The organism is Holzapfeliella sp. JNUCC 72, assembly GCF_053668685.1.
The window spans coordinates 995,423-1,020,362 of the sequence record NZ_CM132220.1 but is presented as its reverse complement, the minus strand read 5'-3'; the positions used below and the strand labels follow the sequence as shown (position 1 = coordinate 1,020,362).

Genomic DNA, 24,940 nt, shown 5'->3' with positions numbered 1-24,940 from the left:
GTTACTAAAGATGTAAGCAATTTGAAGCTAGCTCAAAAGAACTTACACACTTATATAAACAATAGAGGAGAACAATATTATGACCGATACAAGAGATTTCATCAGTGCTAATTTAGAACTAACTTATTCAAATGAAGAAAACAAGGCCTACAAGGGCGGCATTCATACCCGTCGCTTCAGTGATATTCGAGAATCTGCAACGTCAACTGACATTCAAACATTTGGCCAAGCGATTGAATCCCTCACTGCAGGAGATGTGATGCAAAAAGCCGTACTCGTGACCCGCGAAATGATTCAAACTGATAATGGAGGACAAAACTAATGACTAATGAAACTTTAACTTTACAACTTGAATTCAAAGACGCTGACAAGAAAACACGTCAATTAAATTTAGAACACACTAAACCAGACCTATCCGCTGAACTCGTGCAACAAGCCATGAATCAAATTGCAACCAGTCACTTGATTGACAAAAAAGGAGTCGATGCGTATCAATCACCACAAGCTGCTCGCTATATTCGTCGAACTGTATCTGATGTATTTGCTGCTGCAAAAAATTAGGGTGTTGCTTGAACTATTATTTCAATTAACTTAACTGAGAAAGTATCCTTTGTGATGAGGGATGCTTTTTTAGTTTACAGTTATGTTTCAATTATTTTACAGTTGAGTAATAGAGTTGTTAACAAGCATAGAAAGGACGTTTATTTCCCTTTAAATCAACGATTATCTATTTTGTAACCAACCAAAAAGCCTTTGCATTATTATAATATTTTGTTACAATGTTCATGTGGTTATGCGAATGACCTAACTAGATAGACTTAATTCAACCTGTACAGCATGCGTGATCTTTTCATGACGGATGACTACCCAGGTGGATTTATAGACCGCCTGATTCGTAAGTAAGGGTTAATGTACATTATGGGTTTACCCAATATGTTAAGTCGTTTAGCTAAGGGTTCGTAACTTAACAATCTAAAGGAGGACACCACAATTATGAAAAAATCAATCAAATACTTTGGTGTGACAGCTGCTGCTTTACTAGCTGTTGCGCCATCAGTTGCCCCAGTAGTTGGTCACGTTGCACCAACTACAGTTTCTGCCGCAGGAAGTGACGATGGTTCATCTCAAGCAAATGCTCTAGAAAAATCAATTAATGAAACTAATACTTCAGAAAAATATGCATCTGCTTTATCTGGAGAAAATAGTACTAAATTAGGAAATGCTTTTACTGATTTTGCGGGTGAGCTTGCAGGAAGAGCATCTCTAGAGTCTGGAAAGACTTATAAACTTTCTGCGTCAGTTGATAATACAAATAAAAATCAAGCAGAGTTGAAAAGTAAATTAGATACAGCATCAGATTCAACTGCAGTTTCAGTTAAATTTACATTCACCGACCAAAATCCTGCCGAGGGTAGTGACCCTGCTAAAAAAGATGTTTATGTAAACTTCAAAAAAGCTGTAACACCTGCACCTGCACCTACAGCACCTACAACAGATAAAACAGCTTCACAAATTGCCCAAACTGTTTTAGATCATTTCAAATCAGCAGATGTTTCGGTAATCGATAAAAATCAAACAGACTTAGAAAATCTATTTGAAACTGCTTACCAATCACAAGTATCTTACAGCAACTTTTCTAATTCAGCAAAAACAGGCGAAATTGTTGCAAAAACTTTAGACCCATACTTCAGTATTACCAACATAGCTGAACAAGATAGAGATAACCAAAACACTTACTCATTTAAACATGCAGGAGATAACTGGTCAGCAAAAGATACAGCTAGAACAATCTACGACAATACTCGCGAAGCAGGTTCATCATATTCTGTTGACTTCGTAGTTGAAGCTAAAACACAAAACGTAGATACAGCAAAAACAAAAACTGTAACACTTAAATTTACTAATAGCCAACAAAGTACAGGTACAGCACATGTAGACTTTGCTTCAGGTATTGCTAAAAAAGGTTCATCTATTTCAAACTTCAAACTTGGTTATGAAGCTGTTAAATCATTAAAAATGACTGATGAAAAAGGTTCAACAATGACACCTGATATTAACAGTCTAACAGCAAGTATCGCAAATGGTGATGCTGGAGACAACGCAGTTATTGGTACTGAAAATGGTGTAGACAAATTTGTTAAATTTGGTACAGCTGTTCAAACTCTAAACTTCACTGTTCCTGTTGCTTTAAATGGTAACGGTGGTGCTATCATTCCTTCAAAAGTTAACGATGTTCCTAAAAATGGTGCAAAATTTGACTTAGGAAACGGTGTTGTTTTAACTCAGAATACTCCTGATAGCAGCGTTCCAAAAACTCAAGATGGTAAAAGTGGGTTGGTAAGTTACTCAATTACTCGTAACGTACAAGTTTACGCAGATGATAACAATGCACAACCATTCTTCGCTATCAAAAACACATCACTTCCAAATAACACACTAGCAACTCTACCTACTTTGGAAGCAAACAAAAATAGCAAAAACAATTACGAAGTTAAAGATGGTGCAATCCAAGCATCAGACAAAGACAGCAATGTAAATAGCATTACATCAAGTCTACAACAATCTGTACAAGCTTTTGCTGGAGATCAAAATAACGTTGTAGTTAATATTACTAAAGATCAAGTGATTTCAGCCTTGACTTCAGCTGGTGCAACATACAACAAAGAAAAAGATACAGTTAATGGTTTAACAGGTAGAAACGTATTTACTTTAACTGTTTCAAGTCCTATTAACCAAAAACAAGCAACACTTAGATTTGTTGTAAACTTCCAAACAGCTGAACAAAAAGCTAAAGAAGATAACCAACCACGTATTGCATTCTCTACAAATGCTTACAAAGATGGTGAAACAGTTAAAGCTGATTCATCAGATGCAGTAACACTTTTCCAAGGTCAACAATTCAAGCCACTTGCAGATGTAACAGTATTTGAAAACAATGGTGGTTTATTATCAACAGATGCCGATAAAAAAGCAAATTACTACGCTGATGCTCAAAAAGTTTCAAAAAATGTACCACAAATTGATAACTCACAAGTTTCAATTAACATGCAACAATTTAACAACAATGTTCCTGGTGAATACGATGTAGTTTACTCAGTAACAAATGCTCAAGGTTTAACAACAAATGTTACTCGTAAAGTTAGAGTTCTAGCATTGAACAACGTTGGTATTGATAAAGTTGTTAACTATAAAGCTAACGCTAGCGTTCTAGTTTGGGGTATCGCAGGTGATGCTGTTAACCCTTCAACAGACTTCATCGCAAATGGTACAACTGTTAAAACATTTGATACAAAAACTGTAGACGGTATTTCATATACACGTGTTAAGAGTGCCCAAGGTAACCAATGGGTACAAAGCAAATACTTTGATGCAAATTCAAACAACGATGACACACCAGCTCAAAACAACACAAACACATCATCAAACCAAGAAACACCAATGCAAGGCGAGTTAACAATTAACTACGTACCAGGATTCCGTGTATTCTTACGTGATGGTCAAGCAAACATGCAACAACAATCAGTTGGTCATGGTGAAGCTTACAAAGTTTGGGCAGTGAAAACTGTTGGCGAACACAAATACTACCGTATCGGTACAGATGCACAATGGATTGAAGACACATACGCTCAATTCTAATTAACATCTGACTAGATATTAAAAGACAATCTCAACTGAGATTGTCTTTTTTTTATGCTTGAATATAACATTTTGGTTACAAGTCAGGCCTTAACCTTGTTTAGCTGAGTTAAAGTTGGTACGATTAAGATAATAAGATGATTATAAAGAGGAGAGTAACTATAATGAGTAAAAAGTTTCTAACAACTACGTTAGCTGCTGCAACAGTTCTGTCTGTGTCAGCTTTGCCAGCGTCACATTTGTTGTCACAACAAGCTTCAAGCAATACCGTACAAGCTGCTACTAATGACAATGCGCAATTCATTGAAAGAATTGCCCCATATGCCCAAGCACAAGCAATGAACTATGGTGTTTATCCATCTGTTATGATGGCACAAGCAATTCTAGAAAGTGCATGGGGAACATCTGCCCTTGGACAAGCACCTAACTACAATTTATTTGGGATTAAAGGATCATACCAAGGTCAATCAGTGATGATGCCAACAAGTGAATGGGATTACAATGCGGGTAAATATATTCAAATTCAAGCACCATTCCGTAAGTATCCTGACTTTGGCGCATCATTTGGTGATAATGGAGATAAACTACGTAACGGTTTAACAACTAATTCTAATTTCTACAACGGAACATGGATTGAGAACACAACGAGTTATCAAGACTCAACTAAGTGGCTAACAGGTCGTTATGCAACTTCTCCTACTTATAACACAAACTTAAATCGTGTGATTGAAACTTATAACTTAACTCGTTTTGATCCTCAAGTAACATCAGTTAATGGACAAGTTCAAACGAAGACAGCTGCTAACTTATATAACACTTATACAGGTGTAAAGACCAAGTCTAATACAGCAACAGCAGGACAAGTCTTCTCAATCAACCAAAAGGTTGTTTTACCGGATAACAGTGTCTACTACCGTCTAACGAACAATCTATGGGTAAGTGACAAAGATGTGACTTCAAACATCAGTCAAGGCCCAACTAATCCAACACCAACGCAACCAACTAATACAGCTGGTGAGAAAGTTAAGAGCACTGCTTCTTTCTCAGGTTCAGCTCGTATTAGCGGCAATGTTTCTGCTTACCAATTAAGTATGGATAATACCTTTAACGTTTCTAAGCAATTAGCTAACCAAAGCGTTAAGCTAGTTTCAAAGGCTACAACAGAGCAAGGTAACACATATTACCTAACTAACCTACTAGGCGTTTGGGTCAAGGCATCTGACATTACATTAGATAAGACAGAAGTGAGTCAAGCACCCGAAAACCCTGTGAATAAGACAACAATTGCCGCAAAAGATATTCGTGTGCAAGATGACTATAATGTTTATAGCTTGAAAGATAATACATTTAGTATTTCTAACAACACTAAGAACTTTGGTAGTAAAGACGTCAAAATTATCCAAAAAGCCACACAAGGTGATAGAACTTATTACCTATTATCTTCAGATGGTACAAGTGAACTTGGTTGGATTGATCAAACAGGTGTAACTGATCGTCCAGCTGAACAACCAAAAGAAGAGCCTAAACAAGAAAAAGAACAAATCAAACCTCAAAGTGTTACGCCACAAAAAGTAACGGTTAATGCTAATGCTAAGACTTACTACTTGATGAATAACAGCTTTGTTGCAGCAGGTGAAAAGTCACCTTCACAAATGACAGTTATCCAAACTGCCACAAGTAACTCAGTCGGTTACAGTTTGCTATCAAAGGATGGTAAGACACCATTTGCTTGGGTACCTACTGCAGATGTTACAAACGATAATTCAACAAGCAATACCCAAAAACCAGCTGATGATAAGGTAACAACGCAAGATGTAACGCCACAAAAAGTAACCATTAACTCAGGAGCAGCAAACTACTACTTAATGAACAACGGTTTTGTGAATGCAGGCGAAAAACTACCATCATCAATGACTGTGATTAAGACAGCGACAAAAGGGTCAACTCAATACAGCTTAGTTTCAAATGATGGCAAAACTCCTGTTGCTTGGGTGCAAAGTTCAGATGTGAAAGCTGCTAATAATACGCAACAATCAACAGACAACAAAGTTACCACCCAAGATGCTTCAGGTCACAAGGTAACAGTCAACACTAGTGCCAAGACTTACTACTTGATGCCAAATGGTTTTGTTGAAGCTGGTGAAAAGTCACCATCATCAATGACTGTGATTAAGACAGCAACAAAGGGTTCAATCCAATACAGCCTATTATCACAAGATGGTAAGACACCATTTGCTTGGGTTCAAACTTCAGATATTAAATCAGACAGCACAACCTCAAATACAGCTGATAATACTAAAGTGACAACTCAAGCTATTACACCTAAATCAGTTAAAGTTTCACCTGATTACAATACTTACTACTTACTATCAAGCGGATTTTCACGTTTTGGTAATTCATCAGACTTTACTAACTCACAATTCAAAGTTATCCAAACTGCAACTCAAGGTAACAAGAATTACTCACTACTTTCAACAGATGGTCAAACACCATTTGCTTGGGTATCAAGTGAGGCAGTGAGCGACAGCCAAACAACAACAGCATCAACCTCAAACAATACAAATGCTAATATCTCACTAACTGATGTATCTCAATCAGCAACGGTTGTAAACGGTGGTAATGCTTTCTACTTAACAGGCAATAACAGCTCATTAGCCCTAACTAGTGCAGGTAAGAGTGATAGTTATACAGGTTCTGTTCAAGTTATCAAAAAAGCGACTCAAAACGGTAAGAACTACTACTTAGTTTCAACAGATGGTCGCACAGGACTTGCTTGGATTGATGAAGCAGGGTTATATTTTGGCGGTAATTCAAACCAAAGTAGTGTGCAAATTACTAAAGAAGATGGTCAACCTGTCTGGGTTCAACAAAGTAACCCAATGTTCCAACTACGTAACAACAGATTCGAACCTATTCAAGGTAACGGCAGCGCCGTTAATGATTCATACCTCTTAACTGAAAGTGCAAAAGTTGGTCAAACAACTTACTATCACGTTTCAAAAAATGGCGGTGGTAATGACTTTTGGACGACAACACTTAAATTCCAAAGCGGTCGTTTTACGAACCCTATTTCTGTATCAGGTATTGCAAAGATTAACTACATTCCTGGTTACAGTATTCGTGTGTGGGATCAAAATCAAAAACCAACTGATAATTTCTTAAAACATGGGACAGAATGGCGCATCTTAGGTGAAGCACATTCAGATGATAAGACTTACTATCAAGTTGGATTAAATCAATGGATTGACGGTCAATACGTACAATTAAGTAACTATAATAGATTTAACTAATCAAACAAAAAACCTCTCGTAAGAGAGGTTTTTTTATTTTGTCGCAAAATAATAGTACGCATTACCTATAGATTATGCTAATCTTAAATTATTATAATATAAGGAGAGTAAAATGAAAATTAAGTCGCATCCAGCATTAGAATTTTTTAAAGGGAGAATTATCTCACACGAGTTTTTGCAAACGGAGGAAGCAAGACAACAGATTGAGTTTAAAGATAGTCACGTACTATCAGAAAAAGTGATTGCTATGTACTCATTTTTTGATGCGCCGATATTTTCAGGAGTGAAAACAATTATTTTTGATTTGGATCATGGGGTTATCGGGGTTAGAGCATCAACCAGACAATTAATGAACGATTTTGTAAAGTCAGGAACGTTGAACTTCTTACATGACCGTTATCTAAGACGCTACTTTAAAGCGTCACACTTACATACCTTTTGTTGTGGCACTTATACGTTCTTTTCGTTAAAGGGTTATGCCAAGCAAGTGACAGATTGGGTCGGGTTACATCATATTTTAGATGTGAGTGATAATCAGCGATTCGTCTTATTTAAGTCACTTGTTGGATTAGACTTTCGTTTTCAAGGGTTATTTGCTGTGGTTCATAAATTTGTGAACGAATCGGTTTCGATGTCAGCTTTTGCTCATCAGATTTTGCGACTGTTCTTGGATGAGCGCGGGTTATTATTTGCACCAAGGGACAACTTCGTTAAGCGTTCTCTAGCGTTTAACGATGACTATATTTTGCATCATTATCGACTGTTATTTCCAAGAAGTACGGAGAAAACAGTCTTTTTTTGTACCCTTATGAAAGAAGAGGCACTCAAGATTGCTTACCAGTTACTCAAAAAAGAATATGATTTGATTATTGAAGAGCGTGAGTGGCTGCAACTGATTGATTACCGACTAAAGTCTAAACTTTATTTGTGGTAATTTTGCCCGCTGGGTAGTTGATGCTAAAGGCAGTATTTATGACGTGCACTTTATTGTGGGGGAAGTGCTTGTTGCAGTGGTGCGGGTTAGAAGACTTAAGCAAGCGGAGGAAGAGCCAACGTGATTCTTATATTCTAAGACTACCACAAGCGCTTGTGGCAACTTTTAGATGAAGAGGTCACAATAATGGAACAAGCATTCAACCAAGCACTAAGTAATAGTCGTGTCATCCATGGCGCGATTAAAGCTGCTGGAATTTATCACTATCGTATGGATTATCAAGATTTTGTCCAAGAAGGCATCATTAATTACGCAAAGGTTTACAAGAAATACCACCCACAAGAAGAACTCACTAAGATTAATCAACTCGCTTTTCAAAAAATCAAATGGCAAGCAATAGATCAACTAAGAAAGCAAATGCGACAAAGTGTTGAAGTTACAACAACAGAAGAACAGTGGGGACTGTTTGAAGAAAATAGTCAGCTTGAAATTGCTGATGTGATTAATCAATTATCATTTAAGATTCAAGACAAGAAACGACTAATTGCGATTTTTGATTCAGGATATTCAATGTGTTATTTAGCCCAGAAAGAAAATATTTCAACTAAATATCTACAACGATTAAAGCAAGAATTAAAACGGCAAATGACAAATAATTAGCCGTTAGTTTTCAATTGTATTACAAAACCGCCAACCGTATTGAGTCTTGATAGGTTAAATGTTAATTTATTAATATCGAGACTAATTTTTGAAAAGCTCATGATGGAGGAAACATCTTTTAATGAAATCAAATAACAAGAAAATGCTAAAGTTAGTTAGTGCATCATCTCTAGCACTAACTTTGACTTTAGCTGTTCAAAATAATCTAACTAATCACCAAACTGATAACCAATCACAAGTTGTACAAGCTGCAACTTCTCAAGTTAATGACTATATCAAAGCAAAAGGGTTTGCGAACCCAGCAATCAACATTTCGGCTTCTACATTCACTTCTGATGGCACATATCGTTATGGCCGTCCTGAAGGGATTGTGATCCACGAAACAGCTAACCCAACTTCAACAATTTATAATGAAGTGTCTTACATGAAGAATAACTGGGATGATATTGGCGCTTATGTTCATGCTTTTGTAGATAAGTCACAAGTTATCCAAATCCATAATCCTGGTCGTAGTGTCTGGGGTGCTGGTGCAGTTGCTAACAAGCGCTATATTCAGGTTGAATTAGTACGTGAGAAGACTTTTGATGGCTTTGCACGTTCTGTGAATAACGATGCTTATTACGTGGCAAGTTTACTCAAAACTTATAACTTACCTGTGGATAGTGCAGAATACGATGGTGCCGGAACAGTTTGGTCACATAATGCTGTTTCTAAGTTCTTAGGAGGAACAAACCATACTGACCCTGTTGCTTACTTTAACAGCTATGGTTATAGCATGGATCAGTTTATTGACCTTGTTAACCAAAAATATCAAGCACTTGGTGGCAATACTTCTTCACAATCACCAAAGCCTGAGCCTACACCAACACCATCTAATACCGTTTCACAATACGGTGCAACAGAAAAACAATACACAGTTAAATCAGGGACATCAGGTTACTTATATAGTTTATCTTCAGACAATAAATTTAACCAATCATCACCAGCGTCAACTTTAGCTAATGGTCAAATTTATTCAACGAATACCAAAGCGACTTACAACGGTGAAACCTACTCACTACTTAAAAACAGTAGTAATGTGCCATTTACTTGGATTAAAGATGCCGATTTAGTTGAATACATTAAGAACCAAGATCCGATTACTTCTCAAACTGGTACAAGCCTGCTTGGTACGATTAATGCCGGACAACCAATTTACCAATACACAGATGAAGGCTACAAGTCAACAACTTCAGCAACTAGCCAAGCAACATTAACATTGACAACTAAAGCTGTGACAAAGTCAGGTAAGACTTATTACTTAGCAACTCTAAATGGTCAAAACTATGGTTGGGTTAGTGATAATAGTATTTCAGTTGTTAAACCTGAAGTATCAAACTTTAATAGTCCCGTGACAGTTAATGGGAATCAACCTGTTTACTACCTAACAGGAACAGGCTTTGGTAATGCAGGATATTCAAATGCACTGAGTGATATTTCTCAAATCACACAAAAAGCAACCTACAACGGTCAAACTTACTACTTATTATCAAACAGCCAAGGTAGTCCATTGGCTTGGATTAATAGTAATGGTGTGTCATTAAAAGCTAAACCAAAACCAGTTCTTTCAGATTTCACAAGTAATGCGACAATCAAGGGTGGTTACAACACTTACTACCTAACGAACAATGGCTTCACTAATGCAGGAAACTCAAGTCAGCTAACAGGTATTAATCGTGTGCTCCAAAAAGCCACTTTAGAAGGTCAAACTTACTACTTAGTAGGTAACGGCTCAACACCGATTGCTTGGATTAGTGAAAGTGGTGTGACACTTCAAAGTAATACGCCGGCTCCAACACCACAACCTGAAAAACCATCAATCAGTAGTTTTAGCATGAGTAATATTCAAGTTGCATCAAACCAACCAGCTTATTACTTGGTAAACAACAGCTTTAGTGATGCTGGTCAAAAGAGCCAAGAATTTAGTGCTACTCAAGTTATTCAAAAAACAACTTACGCTAACAAGACCTACTACTTATTAGCTGACAGTGCAGGAACACCGGTTGTTTGGGTACCAGCAGACGCTGTTTCTCAAAAAGCAAACCCAACACCACAACCACAAAACAACCAACCAACTTATTCAGATGTGGATCAAGCTGCTTCATTGAATAGTAACTACAAAACTTACTATATGATGGATTCAGGATTAGTGGATTCAGGGATGCTAACACAATCTGTTTCTTCAGCTAAACGTGTTATCAAAAAAGCACAAATTGACTCAAAAACATACTACTTAGTATCAGATGGTCAATCTCCACTAGCTTGGGTAGCTGAAGCAGGTGTGAACTTCAATACCACAACCAATACAACACCTCAAAAACCAGCAGTTTCACAAGTGACACCGCAAAACATTACTTTAAAAGGCAACCAAAATGCTTACTACTTGATGGATAGTTTTGTGGATGCAGGTGGTTCTTCACAATTTGTTAACGTAGCTAAACAAGTGACTGCAAAAGCAAGTTATAATAACCAAACCTACTACTTAGTATCAGATGGTCAATCTCCATTAGCTTGGGTACCTGAATCAGCGGTGTCATTTAGTTCAAACACTAACAACACTGCTAGTACAAAACCCACTGCTAGTCAGTACACAATGAGTGATGTGAACCAATCAGCAACTATTCAATCTAACTACAAGATTTATTACTTAATGTCTGAAGGTATGGTTGAAGGTGGATTAAGTCAAAATCTACAAAATGCTAACTCAGTAGTCAAAAAAGCAACTTACAACAACCAAGCCTACTACTTAGTATCAGATGGTCAATCTCCACTTGCTTGGATTAGTTCACAAGGTGTGACTTTGAAGTCAAACACTAACTCATCACAACAAAACATCACATCAACTAGTGGTATCGTGACAATTAACTATCCAAATGCATCAATTGCAATCTGGGACAAACCAGCTTCTTCAACAATTGATGGTCGTTACTTGCCACATGATTCACAATGGCAAATCTTTGCTAAACAAACAACAGCTGATGGCCGTGTTTGGTATTGTGTAGGTACTGATCAATGGATTGATGCACAATATGCAACTTTAGCTAACTAATCGTCATTTAAAAAGCAAAACCTTAATTGGTTTTGCTTTTTTTGTGGGCTTATGTCAGGTTTTCTGACAAAATCGATTTTTTTTTACAAAAATTTGAGATAATATTTAACAATGAATGATTATAATTAGTGGATTTTCGGAATATGATAAAATTGGTCTATCTGTTACTTTGTTAACATAAGATAACTTTTTTATGGTATATTAGAAAATATAATGGAAAAGGTGAGAGGGATTTTTATGAAAAAAAGCATCGTAGCAATACTTGCAGCGATTGTATCAGTAATATCAATTGCACTTGTAACGCCACAACATGCATCAGTAAATGCGGCAGAAAAGAAAGTTTACCAAATTGGTACAGATGTCACTTTCCCGCCGTTTGAATTTGCTAATAGCACAGATGGTCAATACGTGGGGATTGATATTGACTTAATGAAAGCTGTTGCTGAAGAAGAAGGTTTTGAAGTCAAAATCTTACCACTAGGATTTAGTGCTGCTGTTCAAGCTCTTGATACTGGTCAAGTTGACGGTATGATTGCTGGAACAACAATCACTAATGAACGTAAGAACAAGATGGACTTTAGTACACCTTACTATCACAGCGGAATTGTTTTTGCTTCTGCTAAAGGTAGTGATGTTAAGTCAATTGAAGACGTAAAAGGTAAGCGTGTCGCAGTTAAAACAGGTACATCTGGTGCCAAATACGCGACTGAAAACGCTGAAAAATATGGTTACCAAATTGTGAACTTCGATGATAGTAATTCAATGTATCAAGATGTTATCACAGGTAACTCAGCTGGTGTCTTTGAAGATATGTCAGTAGTTTCTTATGCGATTAACCAAGGAACAGCACTTCAAATTGCATCAGAAACTTTATCAAATGATCCTTATGGCTTCTCAGTCAAAAAAGGTCAAAACCAAAATTTATTAAATGCCTTTAACCAAGGTCTTGAAAAACTAAAACAAAACGGTACTTACGACAAAATCGTTGCGAAATATGTTGGTGAAGAAGCGATGAATAACCAACGCCAACAAAAGAGTGACGAAAGTAGTTGGAGTGGATTACTAAAAGTTAACGGTTCTTCTTTAATGGAAGGGCTAAAACAAACCATGATTCTAACCGTGATGGCGATTTTCTTTGCTACCATATTTGGGATTATCTTTGGTTTGATGGGCGTTGTCCCAAGTAAAATCTTAAATGGCATTTCAACGACAGTTATTTATATTTTCCGTGGATTGCCATTACTAGTACTGGCATTGTTCATTTATACAGGTATCCCAAGTTTAACAGGAGTTAGAATTCCAGCTGTTGTTGCCGGAATTATCACCTTAATGTTCAATGAAGGGGCTTATACAGCGGCCTTCATTGCAGGTGGGATTAAGTCTGTTGATAAAGGACAAATGGAAGCAGCACGTTCACTTGGATTACCATTTGGTAAAGCCATGAGACGAGTTGTGCTACCACAAGGAATTAAGTTAATTATTCCATCATTTATCAACCAATTCATTATCACATTGAAAGATACGTCAATCTTATCAATTATCGGATTAGTTGAACTAACACAAACAGGTAAGATTATTATTGCTAGAAACCTTGAAGGATTCAAAGTTTGGGCAATTATTGCACTAATTTACTTAGTAATCATTACCTTATTAACATGGGCTTCTAAATATGTAGAAAGAAGGTTGAACAAATAATGGCTAAAAAAACCGAAAACATTATTAAAGTTCGTGACTTGCAAAAGAGTTATGGCGACAATCACGTGATTAAAGGCGTTGATTTAGACGTTAAACGTAACCAAGTTGTGGTTATTATTGGACCTTCTGGATCAGGTAAAAGTACTTTCTTGAGAATGCTCAACCATTTAGAAGAACCAACAGGCGGAAACATTAATATTGATGGTCATGACTTGAACAGTAAAGAAACTGACATCAATAAAGTCCGTGAAAAAATCGGCATGGTGTTTCAACACTTTAACTTATTTAATAACTTAAACGTGATTGATAACTTGACTTTAGCACCAAGAGAACTTGGATTAATGAGTCAAGAAGAAGCTGAAAAGAAAGCGCGTCAATATCTTAAACGTGTGGGTCTAAGTGACAAAGCAGAAGTCAAAGTTGACTCACTATCAGGTGGACAAAAACAACGTGTCGCAATTGCGCGTTCACTTGTAATGAACCCAGATGTGATGCTTTTTGATGAACCAACAAGTGCGTTAGATCCTGAAATGGTTGGCGATGTTTTAGGCGTTATGAAAGACGTGGCTAAAGAAGGAATGACCATGCTTGTGGTTACTCACGAAATGGGATTTGCTAAAGAAGTAGCAGACCACGTGTTATTCTTTGATCAAGGACACATTATTGAACAGGGAACACCTGAACAAATCTTTGATCATCCACAACACAAACGAACACAAGACTTTTTATCAAAAGTACTATAAGCAAAAAACAGCTGAAAAAATCAGCTGTTTTTTTATTTTAGTCAAGGTCTTGCGAGAAAATTTAAATAATGTTAATCTTTTATTTATCTGAATCAATCGCGTTTAAACTAAATAAAAAGGAGGGAATCCTGGCTGTAACGAATTGTCGTGAATGATTCTGTAAATAAATTAGATTTTTATAGGAGAAGAAATAATGATTATTAATGAATAAAAAATTATCTATTAATGTAATACTAGCTATTTTAGCTGCAGGTGTAATGACGTTTAGTGGGGTAGTTGTGGAGACGTCGATGAGTATCACGTTCCCAACTTTAATCTCAGAATTTAACATCGGAATTAGTACGGTACAGTGGATGACTACTATTTACTTACTAGTATTATCCAGTATTATCCCGTTATCCAAATTTTTGAAGAACAAATTTAAAACACGCAATTTATTTGTGACTGCGAACGTACTGTTCATTATTGGTTTAGTACTTGATATTATTGCCCCTAACTTTTGGTTATTATTGATGGGCCGATTTGTTCAAGGAATAGGAACAGGGATTGCGTTACCGTTGATGTTTAATATTATCTTAGAAAATGTACCAAAAGAAAGACTAGGTTTCATGATGGGAATCGGCTCATTAATTACCGCTTCAGCATCAGCTGTTGGTCCGACTTTTGGTGGTGTTGTTCTAAGTACATTAGGTTGGCGTTATATTTTCATCTTGTTAATTCCAGTTTTAGTGATTTCTCTTGTATTAGGGTTATCCACAATCGGCAAGTTGAACAATGTATCTGAACCTTCTGAAAGATTCGATTTGCTAAGTTTTGTATTGATTATACTGACTTTTGCGGGCTTAATTCTAGGAATTAGTAGCATCAGTCATCACAGTTTAGCAAGTTTGACCGTTATTTTACCTGTGGCAGTAGGTGTTGTCTCATTATTCTTTTTTGTTAGTCGACAAAACAGCCAAGTTTCACCACTTTTAAATGTTAAAAGTCTAAAAAATACATCGTTTGCTAAGTATGTATTCAGTTTTTTCGTCACTCAATTCGTCACATTGGGATTAGCGTTTATCGTCCCTAACTATGTTCAATTGGTTAATCATAGTAATTCAACAGTAGCTGGTTTGATCTTGCTACCAGGTGCTGTTTTAGGGGCGGTTATGTCACCTATTTCAGGTATTTTACTTGATCGACTAGGTGCCAAAAAACCAATCATTACGGGTGTGATTTTGACAATTATCCCGTTACTGATTTTGAGTATTTTTGCTTATAATTTAAGCGATGTGTTTATCACAATTTTATACACGATTATCATGTTAGGAGTAGGACTTTCATACGGTAATATCATGACTCAAGGATTGAGTTACTTACCTGGAGAAATGAAAGCCGATGGTAATGCTATTTTGACAACTGTTCAACAGTTTTCAGGTGCAATTGCTACAGTTATTGTTTCAACAATTATTGATTCAACGATTCAAGCGAGTTCAACTAGTGAAACAGTAGCAACTAGCCAAGGGTCAATGTATGCAATGATTTTCCTTTTGGTCTTAACGTTAGTCCAAGTTGTCATGATTTGGTCAACAAATGCCAAATCAAATCAATAATTAAATTAAAAACCACCAGTAACTTTTGAAATCTAAGCGCTTTCAGTGTAAAATAAAGATGTAATAACACAAATGCGAAGGAGAAATCAATCATGGCAAAATTAGTATTTATCCGTCACGGACAAAGTGAATGGAACCTAAAAAACCTATTTACTGGTTGGGAAGATGTTAACCTATCAGAACAAGGTGTTGAAGAAGCTAAAGCAGCAGGACGTAAACTTAAAGAAGCAGGTATCGAATTCGATCAAGCTTACACATCAGTTTTAACTCGTGCTATCAAAACTTTACACTTTGCACTAGAAGAATCAGGTCAACTTTGGGTACCAGAAGTTAAATCATGGCGCCTAAACGAACGTCACTACGGTGCGTTACAAGGTATGGACAAAAAAGAAACAGCTGACAAATACGGTGAAGACCAAGTTCACATCTGGCGTCGTTCATACGATACATTACCTCCACTATTGAGTGCAGATGATGAAGGTTCAGCAGCAAACGACCGTCGTTACGCTGACCTTGACCCACGTACTATTCCTGGTGGAGAAAACTTGAAAGTGACTTTAGAACGTGCTATTCCTTTCTGGGAAGACCACATTGCTAAAGACCTACGTGCAGGTAAAAACGTTATTGTTGCAGCTCACGGTAACTCACTACGTGCTTTAACAAAATACATTGAAGACATTTCAGATGAAGACATCATGGATGTTGAAATGGCTACAGGTCAACCAGTTGTTTACGACTTAGACAAAGACCTAAAAATTACAAACAAAGTTAAACTTTAATTTTAAATAATTATTTAAATTGTAAGGTTTAACCTGACAAAAAACTCTTGATATCGTAAGATAATCAAGAGTTTTTTATTTGAAAGGAAAAGGATAATGAAAAAAATTATTGGAATTATTGTGTTAGTTGCTATTGTATTAGTTGGGGGATTTTCATTTAAGTATTACAGTGATACGTATAAGAGCCAAGATGCTTATGCTATCGTTAAACAAGCGCCAACAGTTGAAGCAGAAAAAGATAGTAACGGTCAATTAGTAGCCGATAGTAATAATAAACAAATTTATAGCTATAATTACAAAGAAACTTTTGTATTTGAAAATGGGACAAAACAAGATACTGAATTTTCAGTTAGAAGCATTAATAAAGATAATGTTCCATATGCTGTTGGTCAGTATGTGAAAGGTGAGCTATCAAAAACACGTGTGAATAACACAACGCTAGTCGAAAAATCACAAGTGCCACAGTCAGTTGTAAACCAATTAAAATAGTGTAATAAAAAAACCTTGAATTTATTTTCAAGGTTTTTTATTTTGCAATTAGTTTTGAGGACCATTAGCAATATTCCAACTGATAGTTGCATTGTAAGCTGTAGCATTAGCATTACCAGCTGGGATAAAGATTGTTGTTGCATCTGGATCGATTAAATCAAGCCAAGTACCTGCACCAGTACCAGAAGTAGCGCTCATAATACTTTGAGCTTGGTTAGTGTCAGAAAATTCGAAAGGTGTCTTGATAGTTGGCGCTGTATTTTTGTTTCCATATGCAGCAGTGGCTGTTGAAGCTCTAGAGCCAATAGTTAACTTAGCACCTTTTAAAGCTTGACTACTACCATCTGTGGCAACAAAATCAGTGATTTTAGCTGTCAGATTCCACCCAGTTTGTTTACCTCTATTATCAGTTACTTGAATAAAAGGTGTCTGCTCTGCTTTGCCAGCTTTATCGGATAATTTATATGTTTCATCTTTATTTGAAATTGTTTTAGTACCAAAATCGAAGTTTGAAACATAGTCAATACTTAATGGCCCTGGAGCACCTGTACCTGGGTTTTTAGGATCATCAGGGTTTGCGGGTGTGTTCGGATCAACAGGTTTTGATGGATTTTTAGGGTTAACGATACTTGGTGTCTCTTTATTTTCATTGAATCCTACCGTAGCAGTTGAGTTAGCTCCAGTTTTTGCTGTAGGTGTTGCGGGTTCTTCTGCGGCATGTACGGTTGTTGTTAAAGCTAATCCAAGTAATGCGCTGGTGCTTAATAAAGTTAGAAGTTTAGTTGATTTTTTCATTATTTTTATCCTCTTTTTTTCTATTTTTAATAATTAAGAAAATAATTACGATAATCAATACGATAATCAGTAATAACAATAATAGTGACAAGTATAGCCAATAGTTAACTTTAGGCTTGATGACAGACTCATGATCAACGCTTTTGGAGTTGTCGTTTGTAACTTCAAATTCTTGATTCCAAGTCCACGATTGATTACCAGAAGTAGCAGTTCCAATTGCGTGATATTTTCCGGCGGGTAATGCGCCATTTGTAAGAGGAATTGCTAAATTGAAATCGCTATTTGGTGCAACTTGACCGTTGGTTGTTTTATAACTTTCAACAATTTTGCCAGAAGAATCTTGAATTGTGTTTTCAGTACTCATCTGTTTAATGATTGCTCTTGCAGAATTACTCAAGTTGACTTTTACGTAGGGATAAGCATTTGAAGTTGTCATTTCAGCTTTGTTTGCTATTAGTTTTGGGACAGCCGTTATTTCTTTAGATGTACGCAATTGAACGGCATTTGAATAAGTAAAGCGGTTGGTGATAGCAAAGCTACCATTATCTGATTGTTTATTTTGAGTATCTGAATCGTCTAAATAAACTGTGATACCTCCTAAAATAACGCCATCAAATTGTTGAGAGGGATATTTTAGGTTAAAAGTAACAGTTTGTGACGTATTAGCAGGTACTGTTATTTTTTGTTTACGATTGGCTATTAAATCACTAAACATAGGGCTCAAGAGGTTATTACGTTCGTGTTCATCATAAGTAACAGCAATACCATCTGATGTTGTTGCATTATTAGCTTCAACAACGAATGTACGAGCAGAATTATCAGAGTTTTGAACAACAAAAGATAAGTCTTGAGAAGTGTTAGGTGTAATCAGCAAATCATCATAGTCGTTAGCATTCAGCTGATTATCAGGGTGAATGGCTTGCAGTTGGAAAGGGATTTGGGATGTAGCAAAAACGGTCTGATTATTATGAGTAATACTAAGAAAACTCATCAGAAATACCGCCACAAATAGTAAATAATAAAATTTAGCTTGAATAGTTTTCATAAAAAATACTTCTTTCTAAGAATTAAGTTAGGGACCAATGACGACAGACCACGTTGCTTGGCTAGAGTATTGTTCAGCATTCACCTGATTCAAATCAACATTTAAATTGAGTCCTTTTGAAGGTGTAAATGTAACTGAATATAGCTTAGCTTCGATAGTCTGCTCATTATAAACTGTTATTGCACTATCTGTGTTTAATATGGTGTCACCAAAAAAATATTGACTTGGTAATATTTCTTGGTTAGCTGTTTTTAGGGGAGAAATTTTGAAATTGAGTTGCCAAGGTGTGCGTCGAGTTTTTATTCCTTGAATTACAATGGCTTGATTTTCTATTGAAAACAATCTTTGCTTTTGACTTCGAATTACAAAGTTACCAAAATTAATGTTTGAGGCAGATACAATTTGTAGAAAATCAGAATCCTTTGGAAGTTCGGTTTTTGTTAAAACTTTTTGCGTCGTACTAACAGTTTTTCCACTAGACTTTGAAAAGGCGGTAGCTTTAACAATATTTCCAGCTGTGAAGTAGTTGTTTTTTGGTAATTGAAAACTGAAAAATCCATTAGCATCAGCTACTGTATGATATTTTGTGGATTTATCAGCTAAGTTATAAGAGCTTAACGAACCGTTTGGAATAGCTCGATCACCCGAAAAAGTTACTAAAGCGTTAGGCTCAGTTTGTCCCTGTAAGGTATAGCTATTTGATATTGTTTGTAAATCAGTTAAAAAATCAAGGTCAATTGAAATGTCAGGATATCCCTCAAACCGTAAATGTCCGAAATTTTGAGTTTGATAATTATTTTTGAGACTATCAATAGTTGTTTGGCTATTGGATTGTGCAACAGCAGTAGATCCTGAATTAGTATAGTTAACATTTAAGGAGTACACGGAGTCCCAAATGTAATTGGGATTTTTTGTATTTGTTGAATTCCAAGCACTTATTTTTTGAAGTTTTGCAGAAAAATTACCACTTATTTCAAATAAATTAACGGTATTATCTGCTGCAATGTTATTTAAATTAATATCAACTAATTTAGCACTGTTAAGAGAAATTGAGCTTGAGGAAGGGGATTTAAAGACTGATAAGTATTTACTGCTTCCTTTTAAATCAATTAACAAGTTACCATCCTGATTGACCTCTAACTGACTATTACCTGTTTGGTTAATGATTCCTACTGTCAGGTACTTTGATAGTCCAGATCGTTTAATATTACCTGTAATAGCTAAAGTAGCAGATTGTGATATTTTCAACGAAGATGATGGGATGTTAATAACTGCAACGTTGGTTGACTGACCAGTTGTATTGAACTGATCATCCACAATAACATTCAGCTGAGAAGCATTGTCTAGTGATAAATTACCTTTGATATTAATAGCAGATTGCGGTCGATCTTTTCTAGTGTTAATTGAAAGTTTTGCCCCTTTTCCGCAGGAAATACCACCATCTAGTGTTAAAACAGAGTCATCATTTTCTCCACTACCGCTATTATTAAAAGTAGACAAACTAACATTGCTATTTTCACCTAAAGAAATACCACCATTATTTCTCAAAACAAAAACACCAGCCCCTTCGGTACTACCGATATAATTTGCGTTTGGTTCAAAGATAATATTTGTTCCTTCAATATTAACTTGTGGAATACCTTGGGTTCGATAAGTTGCATTATCTGCAGGAGAGACGTAGGAATTAGCTGCTGATTTATTTGAAACAGTACCAGCGAAGATAATATCATACGTATAGGAAGCAGTTAATTGTGCACCTTCATAAGATGAGTCTTTATAGCGTATATAGCCATCCCCGAACGGTCTATTTGTTGCTGATTTAGAAGAGGTTGCACCGGAGTATGTAAAAGGGCCATAGTAATTTTGACCATACATTTTTAGGTTATTAATATCAATTTGAACAGTCGTATTTTTTTGTACAGCGTTACCGTTATAAAAACTGATGCCCCTAAAGTCAATGTAATGATTATTGCCATTTATCTTTATTGATCGTTGAGGTATATATCGGTTAAGGTAAAAACTGAGCTCATTATTTACGATGTCAGCTTTGACATTAATCGTTGTAACGTCTTTGTTCAATAGTGCATTATTCAGTTGAGACCAGTTTGATACATCAGTTCCACTATCATCATTTGCAAATACAATAAGTTCATTGTTGTTTCGATTATTAGCTTTAAAAGATTGAGTACAGAATAAACAAATAAAGCTTAATAAAATCGTAACAATTAGTAAGTTTAAGCAATGATGTCTTTTCAAATTAACTGCCTCCCTTTTCAAAGACAATTTTAAATCTAAAAGAAATTTTAAACAAAAAAAAGAACTTATTTTGAGCATGTTTTAGTCAGATATATCAATATTATGAAGTATCTGCATATTTAGTTTACTGTACCTCTTAATATTTAGCTTCAAAAAAATTATTTACTTAATAGTTAATTAATTAATTAAAGTTAAATGAATAAAAAGAGCAGAAACTTATTAAAGTTTCCGCTCTTTTTATTCATTTATTTTTTCAGAACCTCATTTGGATAGCTATTTTCAGTTAAAGCTAAATGGAAATTTTCATAACTTGTTGTAATCATACCTTCAAGAGCAGGTTTTGTTAAAGAACCCATGTGAGGTGTGATAATAGCTTTAGGGTATAAATTAGTTAATTCTGTAATGGTTTCGTTAGGTAACTTCTCAGAAGGATCAAAGTTGTGACCAAATACTTGGCTTTCATCAACTAACACATCTGCAGCAAATCCACCTAAGCGATTTTCTTTTAAAGCGTCAATAACAGCATCATGATCGACTAATTCACCACGAGCAGTATTAACCAAAATACCAGTTGGCTTCATTTGGTTGATAATTTCACGACTGAACATTTTTTCGTTTTTACCACGAACATAAGGGGCATGGATTGAAATAATATCACATTCTTGTGCAAGTTCATCAAGACTAACGAATTTTTCAACCGTATCAAGTGAGAATTCTTTCACACTCAAGTCGTAAGCTAATACACGTGCGCCAAGTGCTTTCCACATTTTCGCTTCAGCATAACCAATATTACCCATTCCAATAATTCCAACTGTACTTTCATGAATTTCTGGACTAAAGAAATCAGGTGTTACTTTAAACTGTTTTTGAGATGTACGATTTGTTGCTAAAGCTGTATGACGGAAAAGCATCATCGCTTGTGTAAAGGCAAGTTCAGCAACAGAGCGAGGTGAGTATCCTGGAACACGTGTGACTTTCATGCCAAATTCTGCAGCAGCATCTAAGTCAATATGATCAAATCCAACTGTTCTTGTGAATACCAATTTGATGCCGTATTCTGCCATTTTTGCTAAGTTTTGGCGATCAGCAATACAATTTCCACGAAGTAACACCGCATCGCAATCTTCAATTAAATCAATATTATCGTGAGTTAAAAACTCCGGTAATAATTTTAAATCGTAATGATATTTATTTAAATTTTCAAAGTAAGGGGCTTCATAAGAATGAACACCATAACAACCAATTCTAAAAGTCATCTCAAAAATCCTGCTTTCTAGTTAAAAATAGGGGTTTGGGCAATTAAGTTTAAAATTACAATCCAAATTGGAATTGCAATAACGGCACTAAAAGTTGAAATAAGTGAAGCATTTGATGTTAGCAAAGCATCACGGTCAAAACCAATGGCATAAGCTGCAGCAACTGTAGCAGTTGGTGTTGCCATCATCACAATCACTGTTGCAAGTGCCACGTTATCCACAGGTAAGATGTGGGTAAGTGTTAGCAATGCTAGTAAAGCTAAGTTAAATAGGGGAACTAAAACAACTTTGTTGAATGAGTAGTACCAAGATAACTTATCACTGGCAGCTTTTTTGAATGGAATTGAACCTAAGGTAATCCCAATTGCAAGCCATGCTAGTGGTGAAGCTAGGTTTGCTAAGTAAGTTAGCGGTTTGTAAATCCAAGGAGCAGTTAAATCAATTCGATAAAAAGCAACGTCTACAGTTTGCTTAGTTGAACTTTGTAAAACAGAAACGTGAGGGACTAAATCTTGAGCTAGCCATAGAAACAATCCAAGGAATGTCGCAATAACAACTGGATTTAAAAACATCTGTTTAATATTTTTCATTTCTAGTTTTAAGCCTGATAATTTGATGTAGGCATATGAATAAAGGAAAATGCGGTAACCAATATTGAAAATTGAACTATACATGACACCTTTAGCACCCCAAACGGCTCCAACAATTGGAATACCGAAGAAAGTTGTTGAACCAAAAGTGGTCAAAACAGCTAAAACTTCTTCTTTGTCTTTAGGAAGTTTTTTGTAAAGCAATGGGGATGCAAGAATTAATAATATGTAGATTACAATTCCCCAAATTAAGACGTTCATACCTTGGCTAAGTGTTTTGCCATCGATATTTTGCATAAAAGAGTTAAAAGCTAATGCCGGTAAAGCAACGGTCAAAACAACTTTTGATAATGTTTTACCGACTTGATCTGTCAGAATATTCTTTCGGCGCAAGAAAAATCCAAGCATAATAATAAAGATAGTTGATGAAACCGCGCTAATAACATTCATGTTAGTTAACGTTTCAGATAAAGATTTCCACATTGTGAAAATAGCCTCCAATAAATTTTTGTAGTCGTCAATGACAAGCGGTATTATAGCAACCTCAAACTTCAATTGTCGTTAATTATTTGCTAAAACAGTTAAAAAAGTGCGTTTTTGGGCTGTTTTTTAAGTTAAATCACATTTTTGGTCTGCATTTTAGCGGTCCATTTAAAAAAGTGGTTCCTACCACTTTTCAAATTAAACTCTCAAAAATTTTATGTTATAATTATAAAAATGGTTTTTAATCTACGCTTGTTGTCAGTTTGTTGGTAACAAGCGTTTAAAACGAAATTTAATTGAGAAGGTTGTCGAAATGAAGAAAAAACCCATACTTATTGGTGTTACCGGTGGATCAGGTAGCGGTAAAACAAGCGTTAGTCGTGCGATTTATGATAGTTTTTCAGATCATGCGATTACAATGTTAGAACAGGATTCTTATTATAAAGATCAAGGCCACATGCCTTTTGAAGAGCGTATGAATATTAATTATGATCATCCATTAGCTTTTGACACAGACTTATTAATCGACCACTTAAAACGATTAATGAACTATGAGTCAGTCGAAAAGCCTGTTTATGATTACGTTTCTCATACAAGAAGTGATGAAACCATTCTTCAAGAACCAAAAGAAGTTATTATATTAGAAGGTATTTTGATTTTAGATGACCCAAGATTACGTGATTTGATGGATATCAAGATTTATGTTGATACAGATGATGACATCCGTATTATTCGTCGAATCAAACGTGATATGCAAGAACGTGGTCGTACACTTGACTCAGTGATTGATCAGTATCTTTCTGCAGTGAAGCCAATGTACCACCAGTTTATTGAACCTACAAAACGCTATTCAGATTTAATCGTGCCAGAAGGTGGCGAAAACTTTGTAGCGATTGATTTAATCAAAACGAAAGTTCGCAGTATTTTATCTCGCGAAGGAAAGTTATAGGATAAATTATGAAAATTTTGGTGACAGCTTTTGAACCGTTCGGTAAAAATACGATTAATGCATCAGCTGAAGTTTTAAAAAAGCTACCTTCTCAAATCAAAAATAGTAAAATCGAAAAGCTATTATTGCCAACAGTATTTAAAAAGGCCACTGATGAGTTAATGACTTTTTTAAATCGATTTCAACCAGATGTTGTCATTTCAATGGGAGAAGCAGGTGGTCGTTCGCAAGTTACGGTCGAACGAGTTGCCATTAATATTGATGATGCACGTCTACCCGATAACGACAATCAAAAGCCAAATCAAGAATTGATTCGAGCAGATGGTGATGATGGTTATTTTGCCACACTACCAATTAATGCTATTGTTGATGCTATTCAATCAATTAATATTCCTGCAAGCATTTCGAATACTGCAGGAACATATGTCTGCAATCATGTGATGTATGAGGGTCTTTATTGGGCAAAGAATCAAGAAAAAATCGTTCAGTCTGGCTTTATACATTTGCCTTACTTACCTGAAGAAGTTGTTCAAAGCGGCCAAAATCTACCCTCATTATCGCTTGATTTGATGACAAAAGCGATTGAATCAGCTATTAAGACTATAATAAAAAGTTAAAATAAGTCGATATCAGTTTACTTATTTTGTTACTATGTTA

The 24,940-nt window shown here is 35.7% G+C and carries 19 protein-coding genes; 14 read left to right on the top strand and 5 right to left on the bottom strand.

The genetic code is table 11. The features are described 5' to 3' along the window. The first annotated feature begins 79 nt into the window (after positions 1–79). From JNUCC72_RS05030 to JNUCC72_RS04975, 12 genes are all read left to right on the top strand, one after another. Positions 80–322, top strand: coding sequence for a DUF1659 domain-containing protein (locus JNUCC72_RS05030; RefSeq protein WP_454143470.1), 243 nt, complete (start codon positions 80–82; stop codon positions 320–322). Further along, complete coding sequence (locus JNUCC72_RS05025; protein WP_454143468.1) at positions 322–561, top strand: DUF2922 domain-containing protein; 240 nt, start codon at positions 322–324, stop codon at positions 559–561. Before JNUCC72_RS05030 ends, JNUCC72_RS05025 begins: the two co-directional genes overlap by 1 nt. 432 nt (positions 562–993) lie before the next feature. After that, positions 994–3,636, top strand: coding sequence for a hypothetical protein (locus JNUCC72_RS05020; RefSeq protein ID WP_454143466.1), 2,643 nt, complete (start codon positions 994–996; stop codon positions 3,634–3,636). A gap of 164 nt (positions 3,637–3,800) precedes the next feature. Next, positions 3,801–6,926 (top strand): glycoside hydrolase family 73 protein, encoded by a 3,126-nt coding sequence (locus JNUCC72_RS05015; RefSeq protein WP_454143464.1) that lies wholly within the window; start codon positions 3,801–3,803, stop codon positions 6,924–6,926. 112 nt (positions 6,927–7,038) lie between these two features. Beyond that, positions 7,039–7,860 (top strand): type 2 periplasmic-binding domain-containing protein, encoded by an 822-nt coding sequence (locus tag JNUCC72_RS05010; RefSeq protein WP_454143462.1) that lies wholly within the window; start codon positions 7,039–7,041, stop codon positions 7,858–7,860. A 186-nt stretch (positions 7,861–8,046) separates the two neighbouring features. Continuing rightward, positions 8,047–8,520, top strand: coding sequence for a sigma-70 RNA polymerase sigma factor region 4 domain-containing protein (locus JNUCC72_RS05005; protein ID WP_454143460.1), 474 nt, complete (start codon positions 8,047–8,049; stop codon positions 8,518–8,520). A gap of 121 nt (positions 8,521–8,641) precedes the next feature. Then, positions 8,642–11,608, top strand: a complete 2,967-nt coding sequence (locus JNUCC72_RS05000; protein ID WP_454143458.1) for a peptidoglycan recognition protein family protein — start codon at positions 8,642–8,644, stop codon at positions 11,606–11,608. 237 nt (positions 11,609–11,845) lie between these two features. Further along, entirely contained in the window at positions 11,846–13,303 is a 1,458-nt protein-coding gene (locus tag JNUCC72_RS04995; RefSeq protein WP_454143456.1) for an ABC transporter substrate-binding protein/permease, read from the top strand. Beyond that, a complete protein-coding gene (locus JNUCC72_RS04990; protein ID WP_454143097.1) occupies positions 13,303–14,046 on the top strand; it encodes an amino acid ABC transporter ATP-binding protein in 744 nt (247 codons plus the stop codon). The genes JNUCC72_RS04995 and JNUCC72_RS04990 overlap by 1 nt, the downstream gene beginning before the upstream one ends. 203 nt (positions 14,047–14,249) lie before the next feature. Next, positions 14,250–15,641 carry an MFS transporter gene (locus tag JNUCC72_RS04985; RefSeq protein ID WP_454143454.1) on the top strand — a complete coding sequence of 464 codons (1,392 nt, stop codon included), beginning with the start codon at positions 14,250–14,252 and terminating at the stop codon, positions 15,639–15,641. A 92-nt stretch (positions 15,642–15,733) separates the two neighbouring features. Beyond that, positions 15,734–16,420 (top strand): 2,3-diphosphoglycerate-dependent phosphoglycerate mutase, encoded by a 687-nt coding sequence (locus JNUCC72_RS04980; protein WP_454143452.1) that lies wholly within the window; start codon positions 15,734–15,736, stop codon positions 16,418–16,420. A 96-nt stretch (positions 16,421–16,516) separates the two neighbouring features. After that, the gene (locus tag JNUCC72_RS04975) at positions 16,517–16,909 is read left to right on the top strand and encodes a hypothetical protein (protein WP_454143450.1); all 393 of its coding nucleotides are present in this window, start codon (positions 16,517–16,519) and stop codon (positions 16,907–16,909) included. 48 nt (positions 16,910–16,957) lie between these two features. On the opposite strand, the gene JNUCC72_RS04970 is transcribed toward JNUCC72_RS04975, so the two are convergent. The 5 genes from JNUCC72_RS04970 to JNUCC72_RS04950 all read right to left on the bottom strand — a co-directional run bounded on the left by JNUCC72_RS04970 (position 16,958) and on the right by JNUCC72_RS04950 (position 23,334). Next, positions 16,958–17,704 (bottom strand): WxL domain-containing protein, encoded by a 747-nt coding sequence (locus JNUCC72_RS04970; RefSeq protein ID WP_454143448.1) that lies wholly within the window; start codon positions 17,702–17,704, stop codon positions 16,958–16,960. Further along, positions 17,688–18,749, bottom strand: coding sequence for a WxLIP family cell surface protein (locus tag JNUCC72_RS04965; protein WP_454143446.1), 1,062 nt, complete (start codon positions 18,747–18,749; stop codon positions 17,688–17,690). Before JNUCC72_RS04965 ends, JNUCC72_RS04970 begins: the two co-directional genes overlap by 17 nt. 27 nt (positions 18,750–18,776) lie before the next feature. Beyond that, entirely contained in the window at positions 18,777–21,005 is a 2,229-nt protein-coding gene (locus tag JNUCC72_RS04960; RefSeq protein ID WP_454143444.1) for a pectate lyase-like adhesive domain-containing protein, read from the bottom strand. 245 nt (positions 21,006–21,250) lie between these two features. Next, a complete protein-coding gene (locus tag JNUCC72_RS04955; RefSeq protein WP_454143442.1) occupies positions 21,251–22,261 on the bottom strand; it encodes an NAD(P)-dependent oxidoreductase in 1,011 nt (336 codons plus the stop codon). Positions 22,262–22,278: 17 nt separating this feature from the next. Beyond that, positions 22,279–23,334, bottom strand: coding sequence for an AEC family transporter (locus JNUCC72_RS04950; RefSeq protein ID WP_454143440.1), 1,056 nt, complete (start codon positions 23,332–23,334; stop codon positions 22,279–22,281). A gap of 313 nt (positions 23,335–23,647) precedes the next feature. Here JNUCC72_RS04950 and udk point away from each other — a divergent pair, with 313 nt between their 5' ends. Next, entirely contained in the window at positions 23,648–24,283 is a 636-nt protein-coding gene (gene udk / locus JNUCC72_RS04945) for a uridine kinase (protein WP_454143438.1), read from the top strand. 8 nt (positions 24,284–24,291) lie between these two features. Continuing rightward, positions 24,292–24,900 (top strand): pyroglutamyl-peptidase I, encoded by a 609-nt coding sequence (pcp, locus tag JNUCC72_RS04940; RefSeq protein ID WP_454143436.1) that lies wholly within the window; start codon positions 24,292–24,294, stop codon positions 24,898–24,900. Positions 24,901–24,940: the final 40 nt, after the last annotated feature.